This window comes from Borrelia hispanica CRI (genome assembly GCF_000500065.1).
Classification (GTDB): domain Bacteria; phylum Spirochaetota; class Spirochaetia; order Borreliales; family Borreliaceae; genus Borrelia; species Borrelia hispanica.
Genome location: NZ_AYOU01000121.1, coordinates 75,793 through 99,860 on the forward strand (window position 1 = coordinate 75,793; position 24,068 = coordinate 99,860).

16 protein-coding genes are annotated in these 24,068 nt (G+C 27.1%); 8 read left to right on the plus strand and 8 right to left on the minus strand.

The genetic code is table 11. From position 1 onward, the window contains the following. Window positions 1-14 precede the first annotated feature (14 nt). From dnaE to recG, 3 genes are read left to right on the plus strand one after another with little or no spacing between them, the layout of a single operon-like run. Complete coding sequence (gene dnaE / locus U880_RS0103940; protein ID WP_024654847.1) at window positions 15-3,449, plus strand: DNA polymerase III subunit alpha; 3,435 nt, start codon at window positions 15-17, stop codon at window positions 3,447-3,449. A gap of 11 nt (window positions 3,450-3,460) precedes the next feature. Beyond that, window positions 3,461-4,033, plus strand: a complete 573-nt coding sequence (locus tag U880_RS0103945; protein WP_024654848.1) for a YggT family protein — start codon at window positions 3,461-3,463, stop codon at window positions 4,031-4,033. A gap of 9 nt (window positions 4,034-4,042) precedes the next feature. Next, on the plus strand, window positions 4,043-6,106 hold the full coding sequence (recG, locus tag U880_RS0103950; RefSeq protein ID WP_024654849.1) for an ATP-dependent DNA helicase RecG: 2,064 nt from the start codon (window positions 4,043-4,045) through the stop codon (window positions 6,104-6,106). 2 nt (window positions 6,107-6,108) lie between these two features. On the opposite strand, the gene U880_RS0103955 is transcribed toward recG, so the two are convergent. Further along, complete coding sequence (locus tag U880_RS0103955; protein WP_024654850.1) at window positions 6,109-6,915, minus strand: M15 family metallopeptidase; 807 nt, start codon at window positions 6,913-6,915, stop codon at window positions 6,109-6,111. 463 nt (window positions 6,916-7,378) lie between these two features. Here U880_RS0103955 and U880_RS0103960 point away from each other — a divergent pair, with 463 nt between their 5' ends. Both U880_RS0103960 and murD read left to right on the plus strand, forming a co-directional pair. Continuing rightward, entirely contained in the window at window positions 7,379-8,722 is a 1,344-nt protein-coding gene (locus U880_RS0103960; RefSeq protein WP_024654851.1) for an MATE family efflux transporter, read from the plus strand. A gap of 24 nt (window positions 8,723-8,746) precedes the next feature. Continuing rightward, the gene (gene murD, locus U880_RS0103965; protein ID WP_024654852.1) at window positions 8,747-10,102 is read left to right on the plus strand and encodes a UDP-N-acetylmuramoyl-L-alanine--D-glutamate ligase; all 1,356 of its coding nucleotides are present in this window, start codon (window positions 8,747-8,749) and stop codon (window positions 10,100-10,102) included. On the opposite strand, the gene U880_RS0103970 is transcribed toward murD, so the two are convergent. After that, the gene (locus tag U880_RS0103970) at window positions 10,099-11,148 is read right to left on the minus strand and encodes a lipid II:glycine glycyltransferase FemX (RefSeq protein ID WP_024654853.1); all 1,050 of its coding nucleotides are present in this window, start codon (window positions 11,146-11,148) and stop codon (window positions 10,099-10,101) included. The two genes, murD and U880_RS0103970, sit on opposite strands and share 4 nt — an antisense overlap. Window positions 11,149-11,169: 21 nt before the next feature. Continuing rightward, window positions 11,170-13,359 (minus strand): methionine--tRNA ligase, encoded by a 2,190-nt coding sequence (gene metG / locus U880_RS0103975; protein WP_268744605.1) that lies wholly within the window; start codon window positions 13,357-13,359, stop codon window positions 11,170-11,172. 114 nt (window positions 13,360-13,473) lie between these two features. Between metG and pta the strand changes: the two genes are divergently transcribed. Beyond that, complete coding sequence (gene pta, locus U880_RS0103980) at window positions 13,474-14,520, plus strand: phosphate acetyltransferase (protein ID WP_024654855.1); 1,047 nt, start codon at window positions 13,474-13,476, stop codon at window positions 14,518-14,520. Here pta and rsmA read toward each other — a convergent pair. Then, a complete protein-coding gene (rsmA, locus tag U880_RS0103985) occupies window positions 14,503-15,327 on the minus strand; it encodes a 16S rRNA (adenine(1518)-N(6)/adenine(1519)-N(6))-dimethyltransferase RsmA (protein ID WP_024654856.1) in 825 nt (274 codons plus the stop codon). The genes pta and rsmA overlap by 18 nt on opposite strands. 30 nt (window positions 15,328-15,357) lie before the next feature. Next, window positions 15,358-16,635, minus strand: a complete 1,278-nt coding sequence (locus tag U880_RS0103990) for a ComEC/Rec2 family competence protein (protein ID WP_024654857.1) — start codon at window positions 16,633-16,635, stop codon at window positions 15,358-15,360. A gap of 157 nt (window positions 16,636-16,792) precedes the next feature. On the opposite strand from U880_RS0103990, the gene U880_RS10090 reads away from it, so the two are divergent. Both U880_RS10090 and U880_RS0104000 read left to right on the plus strand, forming a co-directional pair. Beyond that, window positions 16,793-17,470 carry a CPBP family intramembrane glutamic endopeptidase gene (locus U880_RS10090; protein ID WP_235048006.1) on the plus strand — a complete coding sequence of 226 codons (678 nt, stop codon included), beginning with the start codon at window positions 16,793-16,795 and terminating at the stop codon, window positions 17,468-17,470. 18 nt (window positions 17,471-17,488) lie between these two features. After that, a complete protein-coding gene (locus tag U880_RS0104000; RefSeq protein ID WP_024654858.1) occupies window positions 17,489-19,420 on the plus strand; it encodes an AMP-binding protein in 1,932 nt (643 codons plus the stop codon). 31 nt (window positions 19,421-19,451) lie between these two features. Here the strand turns inward: U880_RS0104000 and argS are convergent, their stop codons facing one another. Genes argS through U880_RS0104015 form a run of 3 tightly spaced genes read right to left on the minus strand, consistent with a single transcriptional unit; the run spans window position 19,452 to window position 24,012 of the window. Then, window positions 19,452-21,209 (minus strand): arginine--tRNA ligase, encoded by a 1,758-nt coding sequence (gene argS, locus U880_RS0104005; RefSeq protein WP_024654859.1) that lies wholly within the window; start codon window positions 21,207-21,209, stop codon window positions 19,452-19,454. After that, entirely contained in the window at window positions 21,202-21,780 is a 579-nt protein-coding gene (locus tag U880_RS0104010) for a hypothetical protein (RefSeq protein WP_024654860.1), read from the minus strand. The genes argS and U880_RS0104010 overlap by 8 nt, the downstream gene beginning before the upstream one ends. A 15-nt stretch (window positions 21,781-21,795) precedes the next feature. Continuing rightward, window positions 21,796-24,012 carry a methyl-accepting chemotaxis protein gene (locus tag U880_RS0104015; RefSeq protein ID WP_024654861.1) on the minus strand — a complete coding sequence of 739 codons (2,217 nt, stop codon included), beginning with the start codon at window positions 24,010-24,012 and terminating at the stop codon, window positions 21,796-21,798. Window positions 24,013-24,068 lie beyond the last annotated feature (56 nt).

A 24,068-nucleotide genomic window follows, 5' to 3' on the forward strand; every position in this document is an offset into this window, starting at 1 on the left:
TTGGTAAGATAAGTATGAATTTAAAAGCTAAGTTTGTTCATTTGCATGTGCATTCAGATTTTTCACTCTTAGATGGAGCTGCAAAGATTGTAGATATTGTGTCAAAGGCTAAAGAGTACAATATGTCTCATATTGCGTTGACTGATCATGGTAATCTTTTTGGTGCTATTAAGTTTTATAGAGAGGCAAAAAAAGTAGGCATTAAGCCCATAATTGGTATTGAAGCCTATATGTCAAATACTTTAAAACATATAAAGAAGAATGATGAATTTGGAAAACCGTATTATCATTTAATTCTTCTTGCAAAGAATGAGCAAGGATATAAGAATTTATTGAAACTTACAAGTGTTTCTTATCTTGAGGGATTTTATTATAGGCCTAGGATGGATAGAGATGATCTTGCAAAGTATTCAGAAGGGCTTATTTGTATGTCTGCATGTATTGGAGGCATTATTCCTCAGTTGATTCTTTCAAATAGATTTGATGATGCAAGGAATGAAATTCTTTGGTTTAAAAATACTTTTGGAGATGATTTTTATCTTGAATTGCAACGTCATGGAATTAAACAACAAGATATAGTTAATGAAAGATTAATAGCTTATTCTAAAGAGCTTGATGTTCAGTTGAGTGTGTCTAATGATTCTCATTATGTCAATAAAGAGGATGCTGCAGCTCAAGATATTATTGTTTGTATTGGTACTGGTGCTAAGAGAAGCGATGCTGGTAGATTTAAAATGGAAACGGATGAATTTTATCTTAAGTCTCCAGAAGAAATGTGTGAACTTTTTAAAGATTTACCAGAGGCTTTGGCAAATACTCTAAAGATTGCTGAGAAATGTAATGATTTTGAAATTAAATTTCCAGGACCTATTTTCCCTGAGTATCATATACCCGAGAAATTTGGTACTCAGGGAAAATATTTAGAACATTTAACACTTGAAGGTTTGAAATTTAGATATGCAGACATAACCGATAATATTAAGGAGCGTGCTTTTTATGAGCTCTCAACAATTATTAATATGGGATTTGAGGCATATTTTTTAATTGTGTGGGATTTTATTAAGTTTGCTCATGATAATGATATTCCTGTTGGTCCTGGTCGTGGTTCTGGAGCGGGTTCTATTGTTGCATATGCTTTACGTATTACTGATGTTGATCCTTTAAAATATAATTTGCTCTTTGAGAGATTTTTAAATCCTGAACGTGTTTCTATGCCTGATTTTGATATTGATTTTTGCTTTGAAGGTAGAGATGAGGTTATAAAGTATGTTACAAAAAAGTATGGAGAAGATAAGGTTGCACAGATAATTACTTTTGGAACTCTAAAACCCAAGGCTGTATTTAAGGATGTGGGTAGGGTCTTAGATATTCCTTTTGTTCAATCTAATGAGATTACTAAACTTATTCCCGATGGTCCAAAAGTTTCCTTGAGAGAAGTTTTGAAAGATAAGGCATTGCAAGAATATTTAAATAAGGGGCCTGTTTATAATGAGTTAATGGAAGCAGCTCTTGTTCTTGAAGGCATGAATAGACATGCATCAACACATGCAGCAGGTATTGTGATTGCTAGAACTTCTTTAACAGATTATGTTCCTCTTTATAAGGACTATAAGCAAGACACAGTCTCTACACAGTATACTATGGATTTATTAGAGGATTGTGGTCTTGTAAAGATGGATTTTCTTGGACTTAAGACATTAACTTTAATAAAAAATGCAGAGAAACTTATTAAGATTACTAATCCTGATTTTAGTATTGCTACTATTTCTGATAGTGATGCTAAGACGTTTAAAATGCTTTCTGAAGGGCGTAGTACTTCTGTTTTTCAGTTTGAATCTGAAGGTATGCAGCAAATTTTGAAAGATTCGAAACCTGATAGTATTGAAGATTTGATTGCTTTAAATGCACTTTATCGTCCAGGGCCTATGCAATTTATACCACAATTTGTTGCTGCTAAGACGGGGGCTAAGCGCATTAAATATCCTCATCCAGATTTAACAGAGGTTTTAAAACCAACTTATGGTGTTATTGTTTATCAAGAACAAGTTATGGAAGTTGCAAAAATTATTGGTGGATTTTCTCTTGGAAAAGCAGATATTTTAAGACGAGCAATGGGTAAAAAGAAAGAAGATGAAATGAATAGGATGAAAGTTGACTTTATAAAAGGTGCTCTTGAGAAAGGTTATGATGAAACACTTGCAAGTGATATATTTGAACTTTTAAAGCCTTTTGCTGGTTATGGTTTTAATAAATCACATGCAGCTGCTTATTCTTTAATAGCTTATCAAACAGCATATCTTAAAGCTAATTATCCTGCAAGTTTTATGGCTGCTAACTTGACAAATGAAATTAATAATACTGAAAAATTGTCTTACTATATTGAAGAGACAAAATCGATGGGAATTAATGTTTTAAGACCCGATATAAATCAATCTTTTAAAGATTTTCGTGTAGTTGGTTCTGATATTTCTTATGGTCTTAATGGAATTAAAAATATTGGTGAACTAATGGTTGATCTTATACTGAATGAGAGACAAGAAAATGGAGAATATAAGTCTTTTGAAGATTTTATTAAAAGAGTAGATGACAAAGTTATAAATAAAAAATTTCTTGAGGCTTCAATAAAGTCTGGTCTTTTTGATAGTCTTGGGCAAAATAGAAGAACACTTATTGAAAATCTTGATAAATTAATAGCTTTTGTATTAGAAAATGAGAATGCAAAAAAACAGGGACAAAATAGTTTATTTGGTTCTCAAAATGTTTTGGAAGAGACTTTTAATTACAATTTGTTTGAGGAATATTCTTATCTTGAGCTTTTAGGGTTTGAAAAGGAGCTTTTAGGTTTTTATGTGTCTGGACATCCTCTTGATCCTTATAAATCAGAATTGGAATTTTTTACAAACTTTAATGTTGTCAAAGATCTTGCATCTAGGAGAAATACTATTGTTAAATTTGCAGGTAGCTTAAACTTTATAAGAGTTGTTCATCTGAAGAAAAATAATGCTAGGATGGCTTTTGGAATTGTTGAAAATTTTGAAGGTTCAATCGAAATTGTGGTTTTTCCTGAGAGTTATGAGCGATATAAACATTTATTGATTGAAGATGATGTGATTGGTGTTATAGGGAAGCTTACATTTAGTAGAGATAAGTTTTCCATAATAGTTGAGAAAATTCTAACTATAAAAGAAATTTCTATTAATAAAATTAATAATCTTCATATTAAATTTACTAATACGGGATTAAATGATTCTAATCTTTTGACTTCTTTAAAAAATAAAATCTTTGATCTTGAGGATAATACGGGATTTTCATATGTTTATCTTTATTTAAAAAATAACGGTAGAGACTTAAAACTTAAAATGGATTTAATTCTAAATTTTAAACCAGATGAGTTTAAAATTAATGAATTAAGAGACCATAAAATAGTGGAGGATATTTGGTTTGATTAGGAGGATTAGTTGTGATAACAGAGACTTTAATTGTATTTTTGAACATTTATAGAATTTTAATTTTAATTAGAATTCTTCTTAGTTGGTTGGTATCCTCAGGAATTAGTTCTAATGCATTTTTTAGATTTATATATAATGTAACAGAGCCATTTTTATCTGTTTTTAGAAGCATTAGATTTTTTAGGTTTGGTATTTATGATTTCTCACCAATTGCAGCTTTAATTACTATTACGATAATCGAGAGAATGTTATCTTATGGTAATTATAAGCTTTCTACTTTTATAGTATTATTTATTATGGAAGCTTGGGGAATATTTAGAAGTATTTTTTTTGCTCTTATTTTTTTCTTTGTTTTAAGAGTGGTATTTCTATTTTTACATTTATTTGATGGTACTGATTTTATGAGGAGCGTTGATTCTTTATTAGTGCCGTTATCTTTTAAGATAAAAAATATAGTTACAGATAAGCATATGTCTTATGCTATTAGTTTAATTGTAGCAGCATCATTACTTTTAGCATTTATAATTATTTGTGAGCAAGCTATAATGGCTATTAATATTTTAAGCTTTTATTTGCCTTTTTAGGGATTTTTTGTGTTTTTACATGAATTTCAGTATGGCTTACAAGGCATTAATGGTCTTGGCAGTAGAGGAATTGATAGATTAAATAATATTAGAATTACAAATGTTAAGGAGCTAATAGAGTATTATCCAAAAAAATATGAAGATCGTCAAAATATGGCAGCGTTCCCAGATCCATCGCAAGTTAGAATTTGTGAACTTATGACAATTTTTACTGTTATAGAACATAGAAATTTTGGAAATACTTTTAAGAGAAATTTAAAAATTATAGGTAGGAGTGACAATAATGAATTATTTGAAATTCTTTTGTTTAATAGAAGTTTTTTAGAGCGAATTTTTAAGATAGGTCAAAAGTTTTATATTTATGCTAGGTTTAGTTATAACGATTATACTAAGATGTGGAGTTGTTCTAATTTTGATAGTGAGATATTTAGTTATAATCCTGTAAAATTTAAAAAAATTATGCCTGTTTATTCTCTTAGTGAGGGACTTAGTTCTAAGAAAATATCTTCTTATGTAAAAGGTGCTCTTGCGTATTTTGTAAAATTTGGACAATCAGATATTCCTAAGTTTTTAATAAATAAATATTCATTATTGTCTTTGCATGATGCTTTAAATGAGATTCATTTTCCAAGTTCTCTTGAAATGCTTAGGAGAGCAAAAAAAACTTTAGTTTATAGAGAGATTTTTTTACTTCAATTTTTCTCAAGGGGTAAAAGTTATAGGGTTTTCTTAAGGGCAGAAAAAAACTTATCTAATGATTTGTTGAAACAAATTATTTCAAAACTTTCATTTGAACTTACAAGGGATCAAAAAATTGCAATTACTGAAATAATTAATGATCTTAAAAATAATAAACCAATGAATAGACTCTTACAAGGTGATGTTGGAAGTGGTAAAACCCTTGTCGCTTTTCTCTCTAGTATTCCTTTAATTGAGGCTGGATATCAGGTTGCATTTATGGTGCCTACTGATCTCTTAGCACGTCAACATTATAATAGTTTGACAAATATATTAAAAGATTTTGATATTTCTGTGGCTCTTTTGACTGGAAGTTTGAAAAAAAAAGATAGAGATGAGGTTTTAGAAAAGATTCAAAGTGGAATTTGTAGTTTGGTAATTGGGACTCATGCTATTTTTTCTCAAGGGACAAAGTTTAAAAATTTGGCTTATGTCATTATTGATGAACAACATAAGTTTGGCGTTGAACAAAGAGAAGAGCTTAGAAATAAAGGTGAAGAAGTTGATGTTCTTTTGATGTCAGCAACGCCTATTCCTAGAAGCTTAGCTTTAACCCTTTTTGGCGATCTTGAAGTGTCTTTAATTAAACGGGGTCCTGAGGGTAGAATACCTGTTACTACATATTTGGCAAAACATGGCAATGAGGAAAAGGTGTATGAATTTTTAAAAAATGAACTTGTAAAAGGACATCAGGTTTATTTTGTATATCCTTTAATATCCTCTTCAGAAAAGTTTAATCTAAAGGATGCTACTAGTATGTGTTTAAATCTGCAAAATATTTTTATTGAATATTCTGTTGCTATTATTCATTCCAAGCTTGAATCTCATGTTAAGGAAGAAATTATGCATAATTTTTATTTAAAAAAAATCGATATTTTAGTTGCAACGAGTGTTATTGAAGTTGGTATTGATTGTCCCAATGCAACTTGCATGGTAGTAGAACATGCAGAACGTTTTGGACTCTCTACATTACATCAAATTCGAGGACGTGTTGGTAGGAGTAATTTAAAGTCTTTTTTCTTTTTGCTTTATAAGGAACCTTTAACGGAAGCAGGTAAATTTAGGCTTAAAACTATAAAGGAAAATATAGATGGATTTAAAATAGCAGAAGAGGATCTTAAATTACGAGGTCCTGGAAATTTATTTGGTCTTGAACAGAGTGGTTATTTTAATCTTAGGATATCTGATTTTGTTGAGGATAAAGAAATTATAGGTTTAATGAGAGAAGAACTTGATATGTTTTGTTCAAATAGAGATTTTTATGATAAAGCAGATGTTAAGTTGCTAGATAACCTTTTAGTATCATATTTGAGTTCAGTTTCTAAAGATAGTTAATATTAATTTGTGTATTTTTGAATTAACTTTAAAAGTTCTTTTTTGTGATTATTCCAAAATTCAAGAAATTTATATTGTAAATTATTAAAGTATTTTTTTTGCAGGGTACATGCTTGTTTTCCAATGTACATGTAATGCCAAGGTTCTGCTTTATAACCAGTTTCTTTTTCATGTTTTTGGGGGTATGATAATGAGAATCCATATTTTGATGAGTTTTCATAAAGCCATTTTCCTTCTTTTGTATTTAATAAGTTATCATCTGTATTGATGAAATCTATTGTTGTTCCTAATTGGTGTTGTGAGTGATTAGAAATTGCTGATTGTATTTGTGCTGACTTTATACCATATGTTTTTACATTATATTTAAATAAAAAATTTTGGTATTCTTTTGTTCTATATGCTGATATTATTTTTATTTGTAAACCATTGTTTTTGCCTTCATTTATAAGATCAATTAAGTCATTTATTAATATTTTTCTTAATTTGAAGTTTTCTTTGCCAATATTTTTAAGTTCTTTGAAATTTTTTAAATAAACCAAGTCAGTTGGGTTATATCCTTTAGGAATAGGGATTTTTTTATTTACAAGTATTAGTAAATTGTTTTCTTCTGCTTTAATTAATGGTTTTAGTTCTTGAATAAATGAGATAGGTTGTTCTTTTATTTGTTTTTGATGAACTTGATCTAGAGTTTTTATGATATTAAGTAAAATTTGAAAATCTTGTTTTGATATTTGGTTTGCTTCTAAAGAATGATTACTAATTAAATTACTAACTAAAAAAAATAGTGAAAAAATATTAAAAGATATCATTAGTATGTAATTATATTGCATTATTCAGTTAACATGTAGTTATATGATGTTGATCTTTTGTTATTGATGAATAATGTCTTAGGTTTTGTTTTTATAAATGTTAAATTAAGTAAAATTTGATGTTATTGTATACCAATTGTAATTGGTGTAATTATTGTGAATTTTACTGTAAATGATAAAAAGATATGTTAGAATACTAGGAATATTTTTGTTAGTTGTTGTTTTAGGTTGTTTGAAAGATAATAGGCCAAAGGGAATTCATTATAAGAAGCAGTTTTAATTTTTAAAATATATTATAATAGCAATTAAAGATATTATATGAGTAATATGAATTTAAAATTCATGTTGATCTTATTTAATAAAGGTATTTTTGTTATTTTTTTATAGTATATTTTTTAAGTTGGTTTTGTTTGTTTTTCTTAACAATTTGAAAATTTGCTTTTTTTATATTTAGGAGGAGGTTATGCATTCATTAAGCAAATCCAAGAAAAGCAGTGTTTATCGAGATGTTTTTAATATTGCAATTCCAACAGTCATTGAATTTTTTTTGTTTAATATTGTTGCATTTACAGATAATATTATGGTGTCTTACCTTGGTGATTATCCTGTTGTTGGTGTTTCTCTTGCAAATAAATTGTTTGAACTCTTTAGTACTATTGCATTTGCTGTAATGGGTGCTTATAACATATTGGCTACAAGACAATATTCTCAAGGTGATATTGATAGTTTTAAAAATACATTTTTTATTAGTATAGCAATACTTTTATTTTTTTCCTTTTTATTTATATTAGTTTCATTATTTTATTCATATTTTTTACTTGGATTATTATCTGATGATTTAATAGCCGTATCTTATGGCGTATCTTATCTTAATATTGCTGTTTATTCTTTTATATTTGCTGTTGTTAAGGGAATTATTGCAAATTCTCTAAAAGTTGTTAAGATCACTAAAATTCAAATTGTTACTTCTATTATTTCAGTTATTGTAAATGTAGTTTTTAATTATATGTTTATTTTTGTTTTTAATATGGGAGTCATTGGTGCTGCTATTGCAACTACATTGGTTCGTCTACTTGAACTTGTTTTTTATCTTTTTTATACTGTTTTTAATGTAAATTCACATTTTTATCTGAAGTTTGAAAACTTAAAAATTAATCCTGTAATATTTTCTGAGTTAATTAAAGTTTTTGTTCCAATTTTTTTCAATGATTTTATTTGGTATATAGGATACTTTGTTTTAAGTGCGATCTTTTCAAGAATTGATACTGCTAAATATGCAGCTTATAGCATAACTTTTTCTACTTATTTTATTGGATTTAATATAGTGCATGCTTTTTGTTTTGCTGTTAATATTGTGATGGGACATGAGATGAATAATGATAAGGATGAAATAATGTCTGTTGCAATATTTTTGGGTAAAATAGGTCTTGCTTTGGCCGCTTTAACTTCTATTATAATGTTTATTTTATCATTTATAGCTCCTTATGTTTTTTGTAAATTAGAGTATGCTAGTCTTACGGGGGTTATGTTAAGATATTATTCCATTTCAGCTTTTTTTACATCACTTGCATTTCAATATTTATTTGGGTTTTTCCGTGCAGGTGCATCTCCAAATTTTGGGGCTGTTATGGAGGGTGCTGTAACTTTAATTTATACAATTCCCATTGCATATTTTTTAGCAAATTATACTCAAACTCCTTTTGAACTTGTTGTATTTATTCCCACCCTTGAAGATGTCATTAAATTTGGTATTTCTTTACCTTATTTTTATAGTACTAAATGGATTAAGTCTATTAAAACAGGTTAATTATTTTGTTATAATACTTGTGCTGTGTGTCTAAATGAGATTAAAGGTAAAAATTTTTTAATTATGGGTTTAGGGCTTCATGGAGGAGGTCTGGCTGTTGCAAAGTTCTTGTTAAAACATGGTGGTAATTTAGTAATTACAGATTTAAGAAATGAAATTGAGTTAAGCCCAAGCATTAATTCTTTAAAACAGTTTAAAGGTAAAATACGATATGTTTTAGGATATCATAATGAGGATGATTTTAAGAGAGCAGATATTGTAATTAAAAACCCTGGTGTAAGCTTTGATAATCGGTATTTAAAGCTTGCAAAAAGAATTGAGAGTGAGATTAGTTTGTTTTTAATGTTTAATCGAAATCCAATCATTGCTATTACGGGAACTAAAGGAAAATCAACCCTAGCATCTCTTTTGTATAAAGTTTTAGTTGCTAGTTATCCGAATGCTAAGCTTGGAGGTAATATTGGAATATCTCCTTTAAATTTTTTGGACGAACTTGATGGAATATCGCCAATTATTTTGGAACTATCTTCTTGGCAATTGCATGATATTAAGAGTTTATCTCCTATAATTAGCATTATTACAAATGTTTATTATGATCATCAAAATTATTATTCAAATTTTGATGATTATATAGAAGATAAAGCAAAAATCTTTATAAATCAAAATTCTGGAATTTTAATTGTGCAAGATCAAGCTTATTATAATTACTTTTCTAGATTTAAACATAATCTTAAGATTGTTTTATTTTCAGAAATTATACCCATAGATTTTAAAGAAGATATCTTTTATTTTAAGGATGGAAGAGTATATTTGAATGATGAAGAGATAGGTGTTCTTAATGAATCAAAAATTGTATTGTTAATTTCTAAAATGATTACTATTTTTGTTGTAAATTATTTGCATTTAAATTTAAATATCTCTTCTGAGATTGTGTCTATTTTTGATGGCATTGAACATAGGTTAGAATTTGTGAGGGAATTTGATGGTGTTAAGTATTATAATGATACGGCATCAACCATTCCTGATTCTACAGTTTTTTCTCTGAAGAGTTTAAAGGTTCATGGAGAATCAATCCATTTGATTACTGGCGGAACTGATAAAGAATTGAATTTTGAAATTTTTGATGATATTTTAAGTTTTGTTAAGACTTGGATTTTGCTACAGGGAAGTGCTACTTTAAAAATTATTGAATTTTTAAAATCAAGAAATGTTAATTATTTTATTTTTTCATCTTTAAAAGAATGTGTTTGTTATGCTAAAGAAGTAGCTATGATAAGTGATATAGTTTTATTTTCTCCAGCTAGTGCTTCTTTTGAACTTTTTCATAATGAGTTTGATCGAGGAATTTGTTTTAAAAATTTAGTGAATAGTATTATTTAAATTCTTTTTTTTATGACTTTGTAATAAATGTATCTTAATATTTCAACAATATTATAAATATTGTATAAAAATTTTTTGTATACAAAATCATAACATCCAATTCTATGAATAATTGTTCCTCCAAATCCGGTTTTAAATTGAAATAGTCCAAATAAAGGGTGTTTTGTATCAGCAGTTGGAGGAATCCCTAAAAAGTCATATTCTTTTATTGAGAGTGTCTTAAGCATTTGTATTGCTTTAAATTGTACCGCATAATTTGGCATTAAATTCCTATTTGTATTACTTGATGCACCATAGAGGTATGTGGCTTTGTCTTTATATATACCAACAATAATTCCAGATATTAATTTTTCATTATGTAATGTAATTATGAGTTTTATTGTTGCATGTTTATCTTCTTTAAAGGCTTTTATTAGGTGTTTTATGTAATCTTTTGAATGAATGGTAAATTTGTCTCTTTGGGCTGTTTCTTTATAAAGTTCATAAAATTCATCAAAATATTTAAAATCATCATCTATTATTACTTTAATATTTTTTTTATTGCTAAGATTTATATTATATCTTGTTTTCTTTTTCATTTTGGCTTTGATGTCATCTATTGAATCGTTTAAATTTAGTATTGTTGTACTTGATGGTTGTATATCATCAAATGATTTTTTGAGATTTTTAAATTTAATTTTTAATGGAATGTATTTGTCTTTACTACTTCTTGAAGTATAGAACATTAAATCATATCGTACGAATATGGTGTTTTTATGTAAATATTGTCTTATATTTTCACTGAATTTTTTTATTTGATTGTTAATTTTATCTATATTAATATCTTCGATTCTTTTATTTGAAAATTCTGGATGAGCGACATAACTTAAATAAAAATTTCCAAAAAGCCTTCTTTGCATTACAAGAATTTTGTTAAATTGATTATTGTTTAATGCTATGGCTTTCCATGCACTTTGTTTGCTGAAATTTTGTTTTACAACTGCCCATAACTTGCTTTGAAGATAATTTTCATTTAAGTTTTCTATTTCTATTTTTTGTGTATCCATTGTTTTTATTTAGTTAAGATTTTAATATACTTTACCATTAGGAATTTCTTTTGAGAGTATTTTCTCTTTAGAATGTTCTAATATTAAGTTAATGCCATTTATTTTAAGTTCTCCATTTTCTGCCACAATTTGAGCTTGGAAAAATTTATCTATGCTAATTTTTTTTGGTGATTTTAATTCTTTTCCAGTGTCGCTCTCAAGTATTACTCTTTCTCCAGGAATGGGATTATCTTTAAAATCTTCTACAATTATTATTTTAAAATTTTTATTTTCATCTTCAGTTGCAATTAACATGCCCTCAGATTTGATACCTCTAAATTTTGCAGGTTTTAAATTGTCAACTATTATTATGTGTTTTCCAATTAGTTCTTCTTCTGTGTAGTGATCCGCAATACTACTTACAATTTGTTTTCCATCAGGCGTGCCATCGTCAAGTTTTAAGATGAATAATTTTTCTGCATCTGGATTTCTGTCTATTGTTTTGATTTTTACTGTTTTTAAGCGGATTTGCTCGCTAAATAAATTTATTGAATTTTTATTTTGTTCATCTTGCATGTTTGTTCTCCCCGAGTATTTTAATTTTAAACTATCAATTAGTTGTTTTTCTAGTTTTGTAAATAATACTTCTGTAGATTGAATTGTTGTTAATCCTAAATTTGTTCCTAAAAATTTGTTGGATATTTCATAACTTTTACCAAAAAAACTTCTTATTTTATCGCTTGTATGTGGCATGAATGGTGAGATTAATATGGAGAGATCTCTTATTAAGTATATCAAGTTTAAGAGTAATTCTTTTGTTGTTTGGGGCGTGCTATTTTTTGTTTTCCATGGTTCTCTGTCTTGAAATATTTTATTACCTATTCTTGAGATATCAAGAATTTCTTTTAAAGCTGATTTTAATTCTATTTGTTTGAAAAAATTTATTGTTCTCTCGTATTTAATATTGACTATTTGCCAGAAATTTTCATTTAGTTCTATTTTATCAATTTTATCTCCAAAGAATTTTTTATAAAATGTTAATACTCTATTAATAAGGTTTGAAAAATTTCCTATAAGTTCACTATTGATTCTTTCCATAAAGTCATCCCACATAAATTGAAAATCAGCTTTTTCAGGTCTGTTGTAATATATATAAAATCTCCAAACATCAGAAGGTATGCCAGTGGTAATAACATCGTTTCCAAATATTCCAGTTCCTGCAGATTTTGAAAATTTTAAGTTTTCATAATTTAAATATTCGCTTGAAGCTAGCTTATTTAACATTGTCCAATTTTCTTGGCTTCCAAGTTCTATTGAAGGAAACATAATGGTATGAAATAAAATATTGTCTTTCCCAATAAATTGTGTTAAATTTGTCTCTTCATTATTTTTCCACCAGGATTCCCAATCTTTGATTGTTTCTTTTGTAATTGATATATATCCAATTGGCGCATCAAACCATACATAAAATACTTTATTTTCATATTCTTTTTTAGGGACAGGTATTCCCCATTTTAAATCTCTTGTTATTGTTCGTTCTTTAAGACCATCTCTTAAAAATGCATTTGTTATTTTAATGGCATTGGTGTTCCAATTTGTGTTTTGGTCAATTTTTTGTATCCAATGTTCCAGTTCATTTTTTAACTTTGGTAGATCAATGTATAAATGCTTAGTTTTTTTTATAATAGGGATATTTTTACAAATTATGCATCTTGGGTTTATTATTTCATTTGTAACTAGTAAACTAGAGCAATTTTCACACTGATCTCCTTTTGTATTATTTCCACAATTTGGACATTCTCCTGTTACGTATCGATCTGCTAAAAACATTTGATCTTTTTGACAAAAAAATTGTTCATTTTCTTTTTCTGTAATATATCCATTTTTGTCTAACTTTAAGAATAAATCTTGTACTGTTTCTTTATGATATTTATTAGTTGTGCGTCCAAAAATATCAAATTTTATATTGAACCATTCATAAATTGATTTGTGTATTGCATGATATTTGTTGCACAACTCTTCAGGTGTAGTTTTTTCAATTAAAGCTTTAGTTTCTGTGGCTGTACCATATTCATCTGTTCCACAAACATAAAGTGTTTCTATTCCCATCATTCTTGAATATCTTGCAAAAGCGTCTGCAGATAAGACTTGGACTAAATTTCCAAGGTGAGGTATGTTATTAACATATGGTAATGCTGCTGTAATTAAGTTCTTTTTTTTCACTTGATTTATTTTTTCCTTTTCTGATACATTATATTCATAATTTTAATATTAACATATCATTTTATTTAGTTTTTTTATTAATGTATGCTTTTATTAATGAATTATTATGTAGGAATGAAATATATGGGATTTTTTAATTTTAGGGATTATGTTTATGCTAGAGCAAGAAAAAATGTAATAGATAATCGGGATAAGGCTAGTATTGTTTTTCCTGAGAGCAATGACATTAGGATTTTAAAAGCCACTATTAATATTTTAAGAGAAGGTCTTGCTGGATTGGTAGTACTTATTGGAGTTAGGGATACTATTTTAGGAAAATTAAGAGAACTTATGGGTTTTAGAGATGATATTTTGGATATGATAAAAATTATAAATCCTAGTTCTTTTAAAGATTTTAATAGGTATTTGGATGAATACTTAAGTTTGTGCCATAATAAAAAATTAAATGTTAGTCAAGCTAAGAGAGAACTTTTAGATGATATTGTATTTTCTATGATGATGGTTAGACTTGGTGATGTTAAGACTTGTGTTTGTGGTGCTTTAGCTTCTTCTGCTAAAGTTTTAAAAAGCGTTTTTAAGATACTTCCTAGACTTAGAGAAACTAAATTTGTATCTTCTTTTATGATTATGGATACTCGGAATGTTTTTGCTCAATCTGAAACTTGTTTTGGGTATGAAGGGATTTTGATGTTTGCTGATTGTGCTGTAATAATTAATCCTGATTCTATGCAACTTGCAGAAATTGCGATGCATAGTGCAAGTTCATTTAGAAATATTTTTGATCAAGATCCAAAGGTGGCTCTTTTAAGCTTTTCTACAAAAGGATCTGCTAATTCTTTAGAGGTTAAAAAAGTAAGGGATGCGTTAGATATTGTTAGGAGCCAATGTTCAGACTTACTGATTGATGGAGAACTTCAGGTTGATGCAGCTTTAGTTAAAAGTATTGCAGAAAAGAAGTGTAGTGATTCTCTGGTTGCCGGTATTGCAAATATTCTTATTTTTCCTAATTTAGAGTCTGGTAATATTGGATATAAACTTGTTGAGAGATTAGCTTTTGCTAGAGCATATGGTCCTTTTTTGCAAGGACTAAGGAATCCTGTTAGTGATCTCTCAAGGGGTTGTTCTGTAAGTGATATTGTATTAACAAGTGCCTTAATGATATGTAGTTAATTGGTTTGCAATTGTAATGAATTCCTTAACAGAGATTTCTTCAGGTCTTTTATCTAAAAAGTTTTTCAAAAAGTCTTCTTTAATAATGTTTTCATTTTTAATAAAGTTGATAATTGTATTTTTAAATTTTTTTCTACGACTTGTAAAGACTGTTCTGATTAATTTGTTGAATATTTGAAAATTTTCAATGTTTCCTTTACAAGGAGTTAATTTTATGGTTGTTGATTTAACTTTAGGGATTGGATAAAAATTTTTTTTATCAATATCCATTACTTTAATTACATTAAAATGTGATTGTACTAATATTGTAAATGATGAGTAATTTTTATTTCCTTCTCTGGCAATCATTCTGTCTGCTAGTTCTTTTTGTACTGTAAATACCATGTGTGTTAATATTTCGTCTTCAATTAGCGTTGATATTACCTTTGATGCAATGTTGTAAGGTAAATTTGAAACTATTTTATTGATGTTTTTTTTTTCTTGCTTATATGTTTTTAAGAAGTCACCTTCAATTAGTTTAAAATTTTTCAGTTGACCAAATTGTTCATTTAGGATTTCTGAATATTTGGGGTCAATTTCGAATGCCGTTAAAAAATCTGCTTTGTTTAATAAGATTGCTGTCATTGCTCCAAGTCCTGGACCAATTTCCCAAATTTTTTCATTTGTTTTAATGTCAAGTGCATCTATTATTTTTTTTCTTATGTTTTCATTAATTAAATAATTTTGTCCCCATATCTTTCTTGGTGCTATATTTTTATTTTTTAACACATTATTTATGCTGTTTATGCTGTTATAATTTATATTCATAGATATTAAAATAATATCACATAGTTATTATCATGAGTTTTTTATATTTTGTTTATAGTATTTTTCTTGTTCTAGCCTGTAGATTATGTAAGATAGTATTATAGTGCTTAATATCAAAAATATTCCTATATTTGAATTGTTAATTCCCTCAACTTTGCTAAAAATAGTGATTGTGTTTTTTATTGTTCTGAATATATAACTATTAATTAGATCAAAAAATAGAAATAGATTTGTGCTAATTGCATAAGTTAGTAGACTAAATATTGTTATTATTAAAAATATTAAAATTAGAGGAGTAACTATTATATTAGATAGTATTGATATTGGTTGAATATTGATATTATTTATATAAAGAATAGGAGCTGTTAGTATTTGAATTAAAAAAGTTGTAAGCATTGGGTATATAAATTTATTTAAGTTGTATCTTTTATTAAGAGCAATAGAAATGCATATTCCAATTACTGAGAGGTAAGATAACTGAAAGCTTATTGAGTTTAATGTGTATGGGAAAATGATGGCGTTTATTATGAAACTAATTGATAATGTGCTAAATAAGTTAATTTTTCCGTATATTAATTTATAAATTATAAAAGTTTTTAGCATTATAAATGCCCTTAATGCAGATGGTGATAAGCCTGTTAAGATTAAATAATTGAGTAATATTATGCTTATGATTGTATATTTTAGTTTGTAATTTACAATCATGTTTAGTAAGTAATTTAAAATAATGTAAATCAAATAAAAGTGTAGACCAGATATCACTAGTATATGTGATAATCCTGCTTTTTGAAATAAATGTTTTTCATATTTTGTTATGTCTGATTTATTATTTGTAAGAATTGCTTTTAAAAAATGGGAATATTTGATACTAATCGAATTTAAAAATTTATTGATGAGTTTATTGTATTTTTCTCTAAGTGTTACCAGCAGTGGTTTTTTGATGCATTGAATTTTATTATTTTGAATTTTGACGATATCTCCTATATTGTATTCATTTTCAATATTTTTAAATATAAATTTGTAATTTTTTCCAAATCCATCTATTGCTTCGATTTTGACATTTTGATATTTAGAGATATAGGTGGTGATATTTGTTATTTGGTAATAATTGTTTTCAAGTATATTAAAAATTAAACTAATTTCAAGAATTATAAGTAGACCTGTGTTGATTATGAATGTTAATGAGAGATGAGCATTTTTTTTGATTATAAAGATTAATATTAGAGCTATATTTAAGTATATTAAATTTAATTTTAGATAATATCTTATTGATAAACTTAATGCACTGATTATAAATAAAAAAATCACTAGAAATCTCTTTTTGAAAGTATGTTTTAAATATATCAGATCATTAATATACTAGATCATTTTTGTATTAATTATTATAAAGTTTGACAATCGTGTATTGATATATCTATAATTTATCATGACATTGTTGAATAAATATCCTGTAAAGTATGCTTTTTTGGAAATCCTATTATCTTATTTTATAGTGACTCGTATTTCTCCTTTTCAAGATGTTAATGTTGACCTTTGGAATTTTAATAAAAATCATTATTCTTATTGGTTATATAGTTTTTTTAAAATTCTTTTTATTATGCATTTTGCCAGGTTAACAAGTTCTTATGATTTTAGGGAGGAATTTTGTATTCCAGAATTTAAATTTGTCTTTGTTTGGCAAGCATTTGCAATTTTCGTTAAGTTGCTTATTTATATTTTTTTTGTATTAATTATTTTATGTCTGTGTTTTTTATTTTTTACATCAGAGTCCGTGATACCTTGGATGGAAATGGGTAGTTCTGGTTTTATTTGGGAAATCAAGAGTATTCAATCACTTCTTTTAATGGTTGTTACTTCTCTTTTTACAGGAGGAGTTGAAGAGTTGTTTTTTAGATCTTTTTTTATTACTAAACTTAAACAAATGGGAATTTCTTTATTCATTTCGAGTTTGATTAGTAGTGTTGTTTTTGCTTATGGGCATTCTTATTATGGATTTATTGGGTTTTTTATGTCTTTGATCTTTGGAATAATTTTTGCTGGTATGTATTTGAGATATAAAAATGTATATTATTCAATTTTTGTTCATAGTTTTTATAATGTCTTTGTTAGTTTTTTACTTTTTTTGTCAAATTACTCAAAGTAGCTTTTATAAGGAGGTTTTATGCTAGATACTGTTCCTAAGCGTTTCAATGAAATTATAGGGCTTTATGGAGATCTTGATATTTTTATTTATAAAGAGAATGATTCTAGAGATTTTAAGAGACAAATATATTCTGATTTTTGGAATGAAGTTAAGAGTGTTGGATCTGGTCTTTTGCATTATGGAATGAGGAAAGGAGATAAAGTAGCTCTTATTTCTGATTCAAGAAGAGAATGGATAATCATTGATATAGCTGTTATGAGCTTGGGTTGTATTGATGTTCCAAGAGGTAATGATTCATCTGAGGATGAATTGGCTTATATTATTAATCATTCTGAATCAAGTTTTATCTTTGTAGAGAATGCGAAACAGTTACAAAAAATCATTTCTAAAAAACACGAGCTTAAATTTGTTAAATATGTTGTGGTTATTGATGATGATAAGCTTTATGAAGATAAGTTGGGGAATATTACGATAATTTCTTATAGGCAATTATTGAGTTTGGGGCATGATTACTTAAAAGATTATCCTAAAATGTTTGATCTTGAACTTGAGAAAGTTTCTGGGAAAGATGTTGCTACTATAATATATACTTCAGGAACAACAGGTTTTCCGAAAGGTGTTGTGCTTCGTCATGAATCTTTTATTTTTCAGTTAGATAGAATTAATGATTATTTGCCAGCACTTGAACCAGGTCAAATAATGATATCTATACTTCCTCTTTGGCATTCATTTGAGAGAACTTGCGAATATATAGTTGCTCTTAATGGTCTCTCAATTGCCTATTCTAAGCCTGTAGGTCCTATTTTGCTTAAAGATTTTGCAGCTTTAAATCCTCATGCAATTATTTCTGTACCAAGAATATGGGAAGGAATAAGGGCTGGGATTATTAAAAAAGTATCGGAATCATTTTTAAAGAAAATTTTGTTTAATTTTTTCTTAAAAGTGGGCATTTTGTATGTAAAACTTGCGGAAAAGTTTTTAGGACTTGTTCCTATTTATAGAAAATCAAACTTTTTAATTTCATCTTTTATGAAGATGATTTATCTTATAGGATTAGTTTTAATTTTTCCTTTTAAATTTTTGGGACATATTTTGGTTTTTAAAAAGATAAAAAAAGCACTTGGAAAAAGATTTATATTTGGTATTTCTGGTGGGGGAGCTTTAATAGATTATGTTGATTATTTTTTTAAGGCTGTAGGGATTCTTGTCCTTGAAGGTTATGGTCTTACAGAAACGGGACCTGTTTTGAGTGTGAGGCGTCTTAAGTCTCCTGTTGCAAATACTGTTGGACCTTTATTTCCAGATATTGAGTATAAAGTAGTTGATCATAATGGTAATGCTTTGCCACCAGGTGAGAAAGGTGAACTTTGGATAAAATCCCCGCAGGTTATGAGTGGTTATTTTAAAGATGAGACTATGACAAGAGAAGTTTTAACAAGAGATGGTTGGTTTAAAACGGGGGATTTGGTTTGTGCGACGATTAATGATGAAATTTCAATTGTTGGGAGGACTAAAGATACAATTGTTCTAAGAGGTGGAGAAAATATTGAGCCTGAACCCATTGAGAGAGCTTTATCAAAATCTATGTTTATTGAAAATGTTGTGGTTGTTGGACAGGATCAAAAATTTTTAGGAGCTATTATTGTACCTAATTTTGAAGTTCTTGAAAAATGGGCTATTTCTAGTGGAATAGCATTTTCTTCTCATGATGATTTGTTATCCAATGAACTTGTGAATAAATTTTATTCTAAATGTATTTTGGATATCGTTAATCCTAAATCTGGATTTAAAAGCTTTGAGAGAATTGTTGGATTTGTTTTGTTAAAGGATGCTTTTGTTATTGGTGACGAACTTACTAATACTCTTAAGCTTAAGAGATATTATATACTTGAGAAATATAATAAGAAGATAATGTCTATCTTTAATAAAGATGATTGTGAATTATTATGATAGATTTTTAGTATATTTAAATTTATAAAATTTACATTTTTTGTATGTAAGGAATATTAAGTAAATGCATGCAGTTTTTTATTGTTTGTAAGACTGCTTTTGATAAATCAATTCTTGCGTGTGTGAGCTCAAGGTTATTTTTATCTATTATTTTTGTGTCTTGATAATATGTGCTAAAGTTTTTTGCAAGTAAATAAGAATAATTAGCTATTACTGAAGGATTACGATCTTTTGATGCTTTAATTATATGTTCTTCAAATTCTGAGATAATTTTAATTATTTCCCATTCGTTTTCATTTACTAGTAAATCAAAATTAGTATTTTTGTTAGTTAAATTTAGATTGTTATATTTGTCAAGTATGCTATTAATTCTTGCTCCTACATATTGAATATATGGACCTGAATTTCCTGTAAATGATAAACTTTCTGTTTTGTTAAATAATATGTCTTTGTGTATTGCTGTTTTTAATAAATAGTAGTGAATGGCTCCTAATGATATATTTAATGCAAGTTTTTGTAAGTTTTGTTCATTTTCATGTCTTTTTTTGAGTTCTAACATAGTTGATTGGCTTAAATCATGAATTAAATTGTCAGCATCAATTATATTTCCTTCTCTTGATTTCATTTTGCCTTCAGGCAAATTTACCATTCCATATGATAAATGTATTAGATTATTTTCGTTAGTAATTCCTAATTTATCTGCAACATAAAATAAAGTTTTAAAGTGGTGAATTTGTTCACTTCCAACCACATAAATCATTTCATCGAAATCAAATTCGTTTTTTCTAGCTACTATATTTCCTAAATCTTGAGTTAAATAAATAGATGTGCCATTGGCTCTTAAGAGCACTTTTTGTTTAAAATTTTGATTGTCTATATTGTTTTTTTCTGTAGGTATGTCGATGCATATTGCTCCATCTTCTCTTTTATAACATAAACCTTTTTTTAATCCGTTAATTACAACTTCTCGTCCAATTTTAAATATTTCACTCTCAAGATAGATTTTGTCAAATGTAATGTTTGTAGTATGATATGTTTCTTTAATGCCATCAATTGCCCATTTGTTTAGCTTTTGCCAAAGTTGAACTGTTTTTTCGTCTCCTTGTTCCCATTGACATAGTAGTTGTTGTATTTCATTCTCTGCCATTTCACTATTTTGAATAGCATATTCATTGTATTTTACATAAAAGTCACCAATTAAATGATCTCCCTTTTTTTGTGCAATTTCAGGGGTTATATTATTTCCAAATTTTTTGTAAGCAAGCATTGACTTACAAATGTGTGTTCCTCTATCATTTATTAGATTTATTTTTGTTACCTTGCTACCAGAAGCCTTTAATATTCTTGATAAACTTTCTCCAATAATGTCATTTCTAAGATGTCCTACATGTAATGGTTTGTTTGTATTTGGTGATGAAAATTCTATTATTATCTTTTTATTTTGGAGCGAATTATTAATACCATAATTTTCTTTTTCTTTATTGACTTTCTTGATTGTATTTTGAATGTATTCTTTTCTGTTAAATTTTATGTTTAAATAGGGACCCATTGATTTTGTTTTATATTCACTTCCAATTTGTTTTATTATTTCTTGCGTGATTACAGGCATGCTTAATTTTAATATTTTGCTAAATTCAAATATTAGTATTGATAAATCTCCCATTTCACTTTTTGGGGGTTTTTGCATTACTATATTTATTTTGTCTAATTTGATATTTGAATTTAATGCAAGTTCCTTTATTGTTTTCTGAATTTTATTTTCTAGATCTGCTTTTATTGTTTTAATCATTCTTTTGTCCTTTAATGTTTGTTAATATGTTAATTAATAGAAAGATTAAAGATGTTATTAAAAAAATATTTGAACTATAAGCTGGTATTTTTGTTATGTTGTAATTTTTAATAATTTGAAATGTAATATTAAAAAATTTCAAATTACCAGTATTTAATATTTCCCTGAAAAATGAAATTATTGTACTTATTGATATAAATGTTATTATGGATGATTTTGAGTATTGCCATATGCTTGGTGATTTAAAAGGTTCATTTTTGTGAAAAGAGATTATTATAACTGTCAAAATAGGTATTGAAAATCGTAAATTTTCATAAAGAATAGGCGTTACATATTGCATAAATGGATAAGTTATGCTGATAACTAGTCCTATTATTAGTAAGTAAATTTCTAGTATGTGATTTTTCAATTCTATTTTTTTAATAATGATTGCTGGCAATAAAATGCATAGTGATATCCAAATTGATATTATTGTTCCTTCTAAAAAATTTTTTGTATATGCAAAAATTGGAAATAACATTAAAGATGTTTTTAAGTACTTTTCTGTTATGTAAAATGTTGTTTTATTCATAAAATTTACCTTGAATTATTTTGTTTTAAATTGATTTGTATCTGTGTTAATTTTTGTAATATGATTTGAATTTGTTGTTCCAAAAGTTTTGATGCTTTCAATGGCTTCTATTAGTTTCTTGATCTCTTCTTTTAATCCTTTCATTGAGTTTGAGACAGTAATATTAATTTCTCCTAAACCCGATACTGTGTTGATTATTTCTTTATTTCCTCTAAACATTTCATTTGAACCTATTTTTACTTCATATGTTATTTCTCTCATTGTGTTTAAAGCTTTTAAAATTTCTTGGCTACCAATTGATTGTTCTTGCATTGTATGATTTATTTCTTCTATAACTTGAACCACAAGGTTTATTGAATTAAATATTTGATTGAAAGCTTTATTTGTTAGTTCTGATGTTTTAACTGTCTGGTTAATGGAATCCATTATTTCATTTATTGATGCTGCAACTGATTCTGATTGTGAAGTTACTTGTTCTGCAAGATCTTTTATCTCTTCTGCAACAATTGCAAAACCTTTACCGGCCTCTCCAGCGTGAGATGCTTCAATGGCGGCATTCATGGATAGTAAGTTTGTTTGACTGGCTATGGATGATATTAATGCATTAGCTTCTTGTAGTCTTGTTGAATTTTTATAAATATCTTTGATTTGCATGATGATTTCTTCTTGTTTTTTTCTTCCATCATCAGAAAAGGCTTTAAGCTCTTCTGTGCTTTTTGCTGCTTTTTGTGTTATTTCTGTAACCGATTGTATGCTTCCTATCATCTCTTCAATAGCTGAGGATGATTCTTCAACACTTGAAGCTTGGGTTTCGATTGAATTATCAAGTGATGCAATGTTTTTAGATAGATTTTCAATTGTATTTGTTGTGTTTGAAATAAATTCAACTTGTTTTTCTATTTCTCCTTGTGTTTTTTCTATATATCTATTTGAGTTTTTTATTGTATCATAAGCTTTATTTATTTCGTTAAATAATAAATCACCATTGTCTTTTAATAGCTTAACCCTGCCTTGTAGCGAATTTATTACATTTTTTAAGTTTTCAATGAAATATCCAAAATAATTTATGGTTGCGCTTATTGAATCTTTGCCTTTTGAGTTAATTTTAATAGTTAAATCACCTTCTTTAACTTTTGGGATAATATTATTAAGTTTTTCTATTTTTGATATGATTAATTTTTTAATTATAATTATCATGATTAATATAAACACTATTATAAACAAAATTATTATTGATGCTGACATTAATTTGATTTTATTAAGTTCGTTTGAAAATATATTGTTATGATTCATTTGTATTGCTAGATACCAAGATGAAGATGTAAGTCTTGTGATAGATATTATGTTATTATTGTTGCTAATATTGTAATTATTTTTTCTTTTAGTCATTGCATTAAGTAGTGGATTTGTTATGTTTGTGTTGTTTTCAAATAGGTCATTTATGGATAATTTGATGGGCTTAAGTGTATCTTCGTTTTTTTCGCCAAAAATTTCTCCTTGATTGTTCATTGCATATATATTGAAGTAGTGTGAACTTTGGTGATGATTGTCTTTCTCCAGTAAAGACCTTTCTAATAGCATAAATATATTATTTCTTAGTTGTTTAATGTGTTCTAATATGTCTACATATAAAACAATATATCCATTATGATCCATTCGTTCACTTTGTTCTAATTTTATGTTTGCATCATTTGTGTCATAAAAATCGTGTTGTTCTTTTTTAGGAAGTTTGTAAATCATTGGTATATAGTATTTGTTATTTATTATTGTGAGATCTTGGTTTAGTATAAGCGTATGATGATTGCCTATGTTGCTGTCCTTTTGCATTTCTTGTAGGTTTATGTAGGTATTAAGCCTTCTCTCATTGCTTGAATATAATACTTTACCATTTTTATCTGTGTATTCTAATATCTTTATATAAGATGGAAATGAACTTAACTGTTCACTAGTTATGATATTTTTGAAACGTTCATTTTGTTGTTTATTTATATTTTGATTGTGATATTTTGCAAAATTATCAATAGCTATTAACATGTTTCTTGTATCTCTAGAGAAACTTTTTATCATTATGTTATTTACAAATTTCGTAAAATTTTGGAGTTCTGTTGTTATGATTTTTTTATATCCACGTTCTAATAATATAAAAATCGTCATAGCAATAATTATTGTGTAAATTACAATAACAATATTAAATTTATAAAAAAGAGTAGAACTAGAATGATTTCTTTTCATTTAAAGCCTCGCAAAACTTTTTACAAAATATCATAACTCACTAGTATTATATATGT

What these genes read in the sequence shown, in the direction of transcription:
- U880_RS0103970 (WP_024654853.1), bottom strand. Translation starts at nt 11,148, where the DNA reads ATGGATACACAAAAAATAGAAATAGAAAACTTAAATGAAAATTATCTT.
- rsmA (WP_024654856.1), bottom strand. Translation starts at nt 15,327, where the DNA reads ATGAATATAAATTATAACAGCATAAACAGCATAAATAATGTGTTAAAA.
- U880_RS0104010 (WP_024654860.1), bottom strand. Translation starts at nt 21,780, where the DNA reads ATGAATAAAACAACATTTTACATAACAGAAAAGTACTTAAAAACATCT.
- U880_RS0104000 (WP_024654858.1), top strand. Translation starts at nt 17,489, where the DNA reads ATGCTAGATACTGTTCCTAAGCGTTTCAATGAAATTATAGGGCTTTAT.
- U880_RS0103955 (WP_024654850.1), bottom strand. Translation starts at nt 6,915, where the DNA reads ATGATATCTTTTAATATTTTTTCACTATTTTTTTTAGTTAGTAATTTA.
- U880_RS0103960 (WP_024654851.1), top strand. Translation starts at nt 7,379, where the DNA reads ATGCATTCATTAAGCAAATCCAAGAAAAGCAGTGTTTATCGAGATGTT.
- argS (WP_024654859.1), bottom strand. Translation starts at nt 21,209, where the DNA reads ATGATTAAAACAATAAAAGCAGATCTAGAAAATAAAATTCAGAAAACA.
- U880_RS0104015 (WP_024654861.1), bottom strand. Translation starts at nt 24,012, where the DNA reads ATGAAAAGAAATCATTCTAGTTCTACTCTTTTTTATAAATTTAATATT.
- pta (WP_024654855.1), top strand. Translation starts at nt 13,474, where the DNA reads ATGGGATTTTTTAATTTTAGGGATTATGTTTATGCTAGAGCAAGAAAA.
- dnaE (WP_024654847.1), top strand. Translation starts at nt 15, where the DNA reads ATGAATTTAAAAGCTAAGTTTGTTCATTTGCATGTGCATTCAGATTTT.